This is a genomic window from Blastococcus sp. CT_GayMR16, from assembly GCF_004570875.1.
Classification (GTDB): domain Bacteria; phylum Actinomycetota; class Actinomycetes; order Mycobacteriales; family Geodermatophilaceae; genus Blastococcus_B.
In genome coordinates this window covers 87718-94793 of sequence record NZ_SPQK01000020.1, presented here as the reverse complement: position 1 = coordinate 94793, position 7076 = coordinate 87718, and the positions used below count along the sequence as shown (strand labels likewise).

The 7076-nt window shown below is 73.0% G+C and carries 10 protein-coding genes; 2 read left to right on the top strand and 8 right to left on the bottom strand.

Annotated elements, in window-relative coordinates; translation table 11 throughout:
- The 5 genes from E4P38_RS18725 to E4P38_RS18705 all read right to left on the bottom strand — a co-directional run.
- Window positions 1–572 (bottom strand): DUF6297 family protein (locus tag E4P38_RS18725; RefSeq protein WP_209309190.1); only part of this gene is annotated, 572 nt, incomplete at its 3' end.
- Window position 573: 1 nt separating this feature from the next.
- Window positions 574–1281, bottom strand: a complete 708-nt coding sequence (locus tag E4P38_RS18720) for an ABC transporter ATP-binding protein (protein WP_135133464.1) — start codon at window positions 1279–1281, stop codon at window positions 574–576.
- Window positions 1282–1340: 59 nt separating this feature from the next.
- Window positions 1341–2273, bottom strand: coding sequence for a siderophore-interacting protein (locus E4P38_RS18715; protein WP_135133463.1), 933 nt, complete (start codon window positions 2271–2273; stop codon window positions 1341–1343).
- Between the two features lie 192 nt (window positions 2274–2465).
- Window positions 2466–2927 carry a bacterioferritin gene (gene bfr / locus E4P38_RS18710; RefSeq protein ID WP_245161141.1) on the bottom strand — a complete coding sequence of 154 codons (462 nt, stop codon included), beginning with the start codon at window positions 2925–2927 and terminating at the stop codon, window positions 2466–2468.
- Between the two features lie 7 nt (window positions 2928–2934).
- A complete protein-coding gene (locus tag E4P38_RS18705; protein ID WP_135133461.1) occupies window positions 2935–3177 on the bottom strand; it encodes a (2Fe-2S)-binding protein in 243 nt (80 codons plus the stop codon).
- Between the two features lie 143 nt (window positions 3178–3320).
- Here E4P38_RS18705 and E4P38_RS18700 point away from each other — a divergent pair, with 143 nt between their 5' ends.
- Together E4P38_RS18700 and E4P38_RS18695 are read left to right on the top strand one after the other, a co-directional pair.
- Window positions 3321–4103 (top strand): isocitrate lyase/phosphoenolpyruvate mutase family protein, encoded by a 783-nt coding sequence (locus E4P38_RS18700; protein ID WP_135133460.1) that lies wholly within the window; start codon window positions 3321–3323, stop codon window positions 4101–4103.
- 197 nt (window positions 4104–4300) lie between these two features.
- Window positions 4301–5008 carry a response regulator transcription factor gene (locus E4P38_RS18695; RefSeq protein ID WP_135133459.1) on the top strand — a complete coding sequence of 236 codons (708 nt, stop codon included), beginning with the start codon at window positions 4301–4303 and terminating at the stop codon, window positions 5006–5008.
- Here the strand turns inward: E4P38_RS18695 and E4P38_RS18690 are convergent.
- Genes E4P38_RS18690 through E4P38_RS23015 form a run of 3 tightly spaced genes read right to left on the bottom strand, consistent with a single transcriptional unit; the run spans window position 4987 to window position 7029 of the window.
- Window positions 4987–5712, bottom strand: coding sequence for a response regulator (locus E4P38_RS18690; RefSeq protein WP_135133458.1), 726 nt, complete (start codon window positions 5710–5712; stop codon window positions 4987–4989). The genes E4P38_RS18695 and E4P38_RS18690 overlap by 22 nt on opposite strands.
- A gap of 43 nt (window positions 5713–5755) precedes the next feature.
- Complete coding sequence (locus tag E4P38_RS23020; RefSeq protein ID WP_167760618.1) at window positions 5756–6433, bottom strand: response regulator; 678 nt, start codon at window positions 6431–6433, stop codon at window positions 5756–5758.
- Window positions 6427–7029 carry a hypothetical protein gene (locus E4P38_RS23015; RefSeq protein WP_167760617.1) on the bottom strand — a complete coding sequence of 201 codons (603 nt, stop codon included), beginning with the start codon at window positions 7027–7029 and terminating at the stop codon, window positions 6427–6429. The genes E4P38_RS23020 and E4P38_RS23015 overlap by 7 nt, the downstream gene beginning before the upstream one ends.
- Between the last annotated feature and the right edge of the window lie 47 nt (window positions 7030–7076).

Here is a 7076-nt window from a genome sequence, read left to right as displayed (position 1 = left end):
GGCGCCAGGACGCCGCTGCTGCCGCGGCTCTGCAGGAGCGCCACCGCACCGACGAGCACCGAGGCGGACGCCGCCGCGCCGACCACCGTCGCGGCGACTCCGGAGACGGACGGCGCCGCGGCCCAGACCATCGCGAGCGGCGTGCAGACGACCGCGGTGACGCCTGCACAGACGCCGGCGACGCGGCCGAGGTCGCTGCGCAGCAGGCCCGCCCGCGCGGCGGGGAGGGGGAGCCACCACGCGGCGGCGGCGGGGCTGGCGCTGACCGGACCCAGCCGGTCGAGCAGTGTCGTCAGTGCCGCTACTCCCACGATCGCCGCCGCGAGGGCGGTCGCCGTGGCGGGGAGCGACGTCCCGGACCCGGGTGAGGTGCCGGCGATCTCGTCGCGGACCGAGGCCAGCCAGCCGCCGACCACGGCCAGCCCGATGCCCACGGAGGCAGTCGTCGACCAGGCCTCGCCGAGGCGCGCGCCCCAGGTGGTCACGGCCCGTTGGGCGGCGCTGCGGCGGGTCAGGCGGCGGACGCCGGGACCGTCGAGTTCAGCGGTGCGGACTGCGGCAGGACCGGGCACGTCAACCCTGCATCCCGGACATGGCCTCCGGGGCGTCGCCGGGCGGCAGCAACCGGCACTCCTCGTCGCCGAGCAGCAGGGCGTGGTCGGCCACGGTCTGCACGAAGTCCCCGTCGTGGCTGGCGAAGATCACCGCGAGCCCGTCGTCCCTCGCGCTCGCCAGCCGCCCGGCGAGGTCCTGACGCATGTCGGCGTCCAGGCGCCGTTCCGGCTCGTCGAGCACCATCAGGCGGGCGGGTCGCACGAAGGCGGCCGCGAGCGCCAGGCGGCGGCGCTGCCCGGAGGACAGCTTGGTGGGGAGCGCGTCCGCGCGGTCCTCGATGCCGAAGGCCGCGAGTTCCCCGTCCACGGTCGCCTCGGCGTCGACGACGCCGTGGCCGCGGGCGGTCAGCAGCAGGTGCTCCCGTGCCGTGAGCGAGGGGAAGAACGCGTCGTCGTCGAGCACCTGCGCGACGTCGCGGCGGAAGGAGGAGCGTCGCTCGTCGACCGGCGTCCCGTCGAACAGGACCTCCCCGGCCAGCGGCGTCAGGAGGCCCACGAGGGTGTGCAGCACGGTCGACTTCCCCACGCCGTTCGGGCCGATCAGGGCCAGGGCGGCCGCGGGCAGGAGCCGCACCGTCACGGGGGCGCACACCTGGACGCCGTCGTGGCCGACCACGAGATCGTCGGTGCGCAGCAGCGCCACCGTCTTCTCCGGCCGGTCGTCCATCCGGGTCAACCTAGGTCACGCCCGGCGTCCCTCCCCGGAGCCCGGAGTGGTGGCGGTGGTCAGTCGCTGACCCTGCCGAGGCGCCAGTAGCCCATGAAGGCGATCGAGGTGCGGTCGAGGCCGGCCTCCTGCACGAGGTGGCGGCGCAGCCCCTTGATCGTCCCGGCCTCCCCGGCCAGCCAGACGTACGGGCCGGACGTGCGGCCGTCGGCGGTGTCCTCGGGCACCTCCCACAGGATGCTCGCGTCGACGTCCACGTCGTCCAGCATCGAGGGACGCGACGTGCCCGTCGCGCCGGGCAGGTCCTGCACGGCGCGGACGAGGGCTGCGGTGAGCAGGGCGCCGTGCGGGGCGGCCGGCTCCGTGGCGACCCGGCGCGGCAGCCAGGTCACCTCGACGCCGTCCGGGGCCGCCAGCGGGAGGACGTCGTCGGCCGTCGGGATCTCGAGCAGGATGCGCGCCGGTCGCCCCGCCGGCAGCGACTCGACGATCGCGCAGACGGCCGGTACCGCGGTCTCGTCGCCGGCGACGACCAGGCACGAGGCGTCGGCCGGCGGATGCCACTCGTAACCGCCGGTCGGGCCGGGAAAGCGGGCGTTCGGTGCGACGAGGGCCACCTCGTCACCGACGGCGGCCTGCCCGGCCCACGCCGAGGCCGGACCGGTCGCGCCGTGCAGGACGAAGTCGACGTCGATCTCGCGCGCCTCCGGGCGGGTGGCGCGAACGGTGTAGGTGCGGATCGGGTTCTGGCGCTCCGGGGGGAGGGCTCGCCACTCCTCGTACCAGTCCGGGCCGGTCGGGCAGTCGCTGATGCCGCGCCCCGGGAGCGGGAGCAGCAGCTTGATCCGCTGGTCCCAGCCGTTCGGTGCGCAGTCGCGGAGGTCGTCACCGGTGAACGTCACGCGCAGGAAGCTCGGGCTCAACCGGCGGATCCCGGACACCCGGACGGCGAAGGTCCGGTAGGCGGGGATCTGCGGCGCCTCGACGGTCATGAGCACTCTTCCGGTTGCCGGGGGCAAGGCGCATTACTTAGGCTAGCCTCACCTCGCTACGGGCAGTGTGGCACACGCTCACCGCGTAGCGGAACCGGTCGCCGTCAGCGGCCGTCCGGCCTGATCGGGATGACGCCGAGGGCCGCTTCCCGTGTCGGGAAGCGGCCCTCGGCGCGCTGGGGGAGGAGGCCGTCAGGGGGTCTCGGTGGAGATCTGCGCGGCCAGGTACTGCGGCAGGCCGACCCGCTCGATGGCGCCCAGCTGGGCCTCGAACCAGTCGGCGTGCGTCTCCTCGTCGAGGGTCATCTCCTCGAACACCGAAGCGGTGGCGTGGTCGCCGAGGTCGTGGCACTCCTGCGCCGCGGCGTTGAACTGCGCGACCGCGGCCTTCTCGCTGTCGAGGGCGAGGACGAGCATCTCCTCCGCCGTCTCACCGACGCGGATGGCACCGAGGCGCTGCACGTTGGGGTGGCCGTCGAACAGCAGCACCCGCTGGATGAGGGAGTCGGCGTCCTTCATCTCCTCGATGGAGAGGTCGTAGAAGACCTTGCCGAGCTTGGGGAGCCCCCAGGCGTCGAGCATGCGCGCGTTCAGGAAGTAACCGTTGGTGACGGTCAATTCGAACGTCAACGCATCGTTGAGCAGTTCGACCACACGGGGACTAACGGGTTGCACCAGCAACTCCCAGTTCGACTTCGGCTTCGAGTTCGCGGGCTTCGACGGCGCCGCGCTCGGCTCGGACTGGGCAATGCTGGCACACCAGGTCGCGCAGCGAGCTGATGCAGTTCCCGCAGGTGCGACCGGCACCGGTCTGGCGCGCGACGTCGGCGACGCACTGGGCGCCGTTGGCGATCGACTCGAGCACGTCGCGATCCGTGACGACGGCGCAGTGGCACACGTACATGTCAGACGCCTTACCGGTAACTGGGCGGGGGTCGCATGCCAGGCGGACCACCGCACGGCACTGCGTAGGAGGTTAGCCTGACCTAAGAGATTCCGTCCAGGGTCTGGTCGCGACCGCACGGCGATCTCACTAGGTTCGGGGACATGCCGGACCTCGCCGCACGCGCCCGCACTCTGCTCGACCTGCACACCGCCCCCGAGATCCTGGTGCTCGCCAACGTCTGGGACGTGATCTCCGCGACCGTGGTCGCCGGCACCGACGGTGTCCGGGCGCTGGCCACCGCCAGCCACTCCATCGCCGCGACGTTCGGCTACGAGGACGGCGAGAACATCCCGCTCGACCTGCACCTGGACATGGTGGCCCGCATCGTCGCCGCCGTAGACGTTCCTGTGACCATGGACTTCGAGGCCGGCTACGGCGACGCCGGTGCAACCGCGCGGCGGGCCATCGAGGCCGGCGTCGTCGGCGGCAACCTCGAGGACCGGATGAAGCCGCTCGACGAGGCGGTCGCCGCCGTCGAGGCGGTGGTCGCGGCGGGACGGGACGCCGGGATCGACTTCGTCCTGAATGCCCGCACCGACGCCTTCGTCCGGGCGCCCCGGGACGCCGACCGGGGCGAACTGGTGGCCGAGGCCATCCGCCGCGGGCAGGCGTTCCTCGAGGTGGGAGCGCCCGTGGTGTTCGTGCCCGGTGCGATCGCGCGGGAGGAGATCGCCGCGCTCGTCGACGGGCTGGGCCCCCAGAAGCTCACCGTCATCAGCGTCCCGGGCCGGTCCCTGCCGGTGAGCGAGCTCCAGTCGCTCGGGGTCGCGCGCGTGTCGACCGGCCCGTTCACGCAGCGGGTCGCCCTGACGGCCCTGCAGGACGCGGTGGCCGCCGTCGTGGGTGGCGGCACCCTGCCCGAGGGCACCCGCGCACTGAACTGAACAAGGACCCCGTCCTCTCCCCCTCGCAGGCCCGGGGCGAGCCTCGGGACGGGGGCCGCACCACCCGGACGGGGGAGGAAGAACAGGGGTCCGATTCCCGGTGGACTCAACTTGAGCGTCCGATCTGCCGATCACCCGGTCAGGTGACGAATGGCTCTGCCGTTCGCGCCGCGTGTCGTCGGTGAGGAGGAGAGGTCGTGGCCGAACAGTCCGTGCTCGTCGTGGAGGACACCGACGAGATCCGTGAGCTCGTCACCACGGTGCTGCGGCGGGCCGGTTTCGACGTCCGTGAGGCCAGCTCCGGGGCAGCCGCCCTGGCGGAGGTCCGCCGTGACGCACCCGACCTCATCGTGCTCGACCTGGGGCTCCCGGACGCCGACGGCACCGAGGTGTGCCGTCAGATCCGCGCCGAGACCCAGTGCTACGTCCTGATGCTGACCGCCCGCGCCGAGGAGGTCGATCTGCTGATCGGCCTCGCCGTCGGCGCCGACGGGTACATGGCCAAGCCGTTCTCCCCGCGCGAGCTCGTGGCGCGGGTCCAGGCGATGCTGCGTTTCCCCCGCCAGGTGCAGGCCGCCGGGCCGGCCGCCCAGACGGAGGAGTCGGTCCGCCGGCTCGCCGAGCTCGAGGTGGACGAGGAGAGCCGCGAGGTCCGGGTGGACGGCGTCGTCGTCGACCTGACCCGTACCGAGTTCGACCTGCTCGCGGCGCTGGCCTCCCGGCCGGGCCGCGTGCTGCAGCGCGAGACGCTCCTGCGTGAGGTCTGGCAGACCGACTGGGAGGGCAACCTCCGGCTGGTCGAGGCCCACATGTCCAACCTGCGCCGCAAGCTGGTGGCGGCCGGGCTGAACTCTCCCGAGATCCGTACGGTGCGGGGAGTGGGCTACCGGCTCGTCGCTGCCTGAGCTGCCAACGCGCTGTTCGTGTCGAGCCGCGCGCACAGTTCCACCAGCGCCACCAGCCGTCCGTGGGAGACCGTGCCACGGCGGGCGTCCCGGGCGATGGAGTTGCTGAGGAACGCGATCTCCGCGTGCCCGAGCCGGTCACTGGCCGTGCCGAGCGCGTCGGCGGCCACCGCGACCGCTGCCGCATCACCGGCCTGCGCGCTGATCGCGATCGCCGAGAGGCGGTGGGGGAGCGCGCTGAGGAACATCTCCTCGGCCTGCGGCCCGATCTCCTGAGCCGGCTGCGGCGCGACGTCCGCACGAGCCGGCGCGAGGGCGGAGGGAGCAAGTCCGCGCATCACGTCGACGAACAGCCGCGGGTCGACGGGCTTGGCCAGGCAGGCCAGTGCCCCGGCGGCCGCGGCGAGGGCGCGGGTCTGGTGCGTGCGGCGGGCGGCCACCACGAGGAACCGGGCCGCTGAGCCCTGCTCCCGGAGGCGGCGCATGAGCGTCGCCCCGTGGCCCTGTCGCATGACCATGTCGGTCACCACGAGATCGGGCTGCAGCAGGGCGGCCAGGCGCAGCGCGTCCTCGGTGCCCACAGCCTGATGGACCCGCCAGCCGCCCAGGTGCAGCAGCATGGTGATCCGGGTGCGGGAGGCGAACGAGTCGTCCACGACGAGGGCGGTCAGGACGGACGGACTGGCGTGGTCGTGGCGTTCCATGTCGGTCCTCCGTCCTGCGTTCGTCGTGGGTGGGTGGGTACGGTCAGCCGGCGAGGGCCAGCGCCTGCAGTTCGACGACCCGGGCGTGGGCCATCACGCCCCGCCGGGCGTCGGCGGCGATGGCCCGGCAGATCGAGGCCACCTCCGGATGCCCGAGCTGGCCGCTGGTGCCGGCGAGGGTGTGCGCCGCCGAGACGACGCCCGGGGCGTCGCCCGAGGTCGTGCTCCGCGCGATCGCCGAGAGGCGGCCGGGCAGGGCGGTGGCGTACATTTCCTGGAGCCGGTCCATGAGCTCGGCGTCCAGGTCCTCGTCCTGCAGGTCGTCCACCTCGTGGACGGCCCCGAGTTCACCCTGCGCAGCCAGCCCCGTGGTCCGGCTGCGCAGGAAGTCGAGAAGGATGCCGGCCTCGACCGGCTTGGCGAGGCACGCCATCGCACCGGCGGTGACCGACTCGGCGCGGACGGCGTCCGTGGGGTCGGAGGTGACCACCAGGAACCGTGCGGTGGAGCCGTTGCGGCGCATCCGGCGGAGCATCGCGGGCCCGTTCTCACCGGGCATCGACACGTCGGTGACGACGAGGTCGAAATCGGCGACGGCGGACTGGCGGAGCGCGTCCTCGGCGTTGCCGGCCTCGCGGACCTGCCAGCCGCCGAGGCGGAGGAGGCCGGCCACGCGGCGGCGGGCGTCGGGCTCGTCGTCCACGACGAGGGCGGTCAGCACGACAGCACCGGAGTCTGTGCCGTCGTCGCCGTCCAGCCGTAGCTGGTGAGCGTCGTGACCGACAGGCGGGGGGAGTAGGCGATGTAGTCGGCGTCCGCGCCACCACTGGTCGACAGCGTCGCCGCCCCGGTCTGGGCCATGGCATAGGAGGAACCGTCGGCGAGGTGCGCCGACACGAGGTAGCCACTGACTCCCGGAGTGGCGCTGGCCGACCAGTTGGTCGTGACGCGCAGATCGGTGTTCTCGGTGACCGTCGTCGTCGTGGTCTCGTCGGCGCCCGGGCCGGCCGCCGAGCTCGTGGTGTAGCTCTGCACGTTGCTCGGGCTGGTGACGCTGCTCGACGAGGAGCTGTAGGCGGTCGTCGTCGCGACGCCGGTGAGCGGATCCGTGCGAACCGTCTGCCTGGTCGTCGTCTTCGTGGTGACGCAGTAGTTGTTTACCGTCACCGAGCTCGGGGCCGCCACGGTGAGGGTGCTGACCGTGGTGGGGTCGATGGCAGAGAGGTCGTTGTAGTCGGCCCAGGCCGGCAAGCTGGCGCCGGTGATGATGGCGACGGTGAGCGGGATCAGGATCAGGATGCGGCGAACGGCGTTCATGACCAGGTCTCCTCACTCGTGTCGGGGTGTGTGTCGGGCGGTGGTGC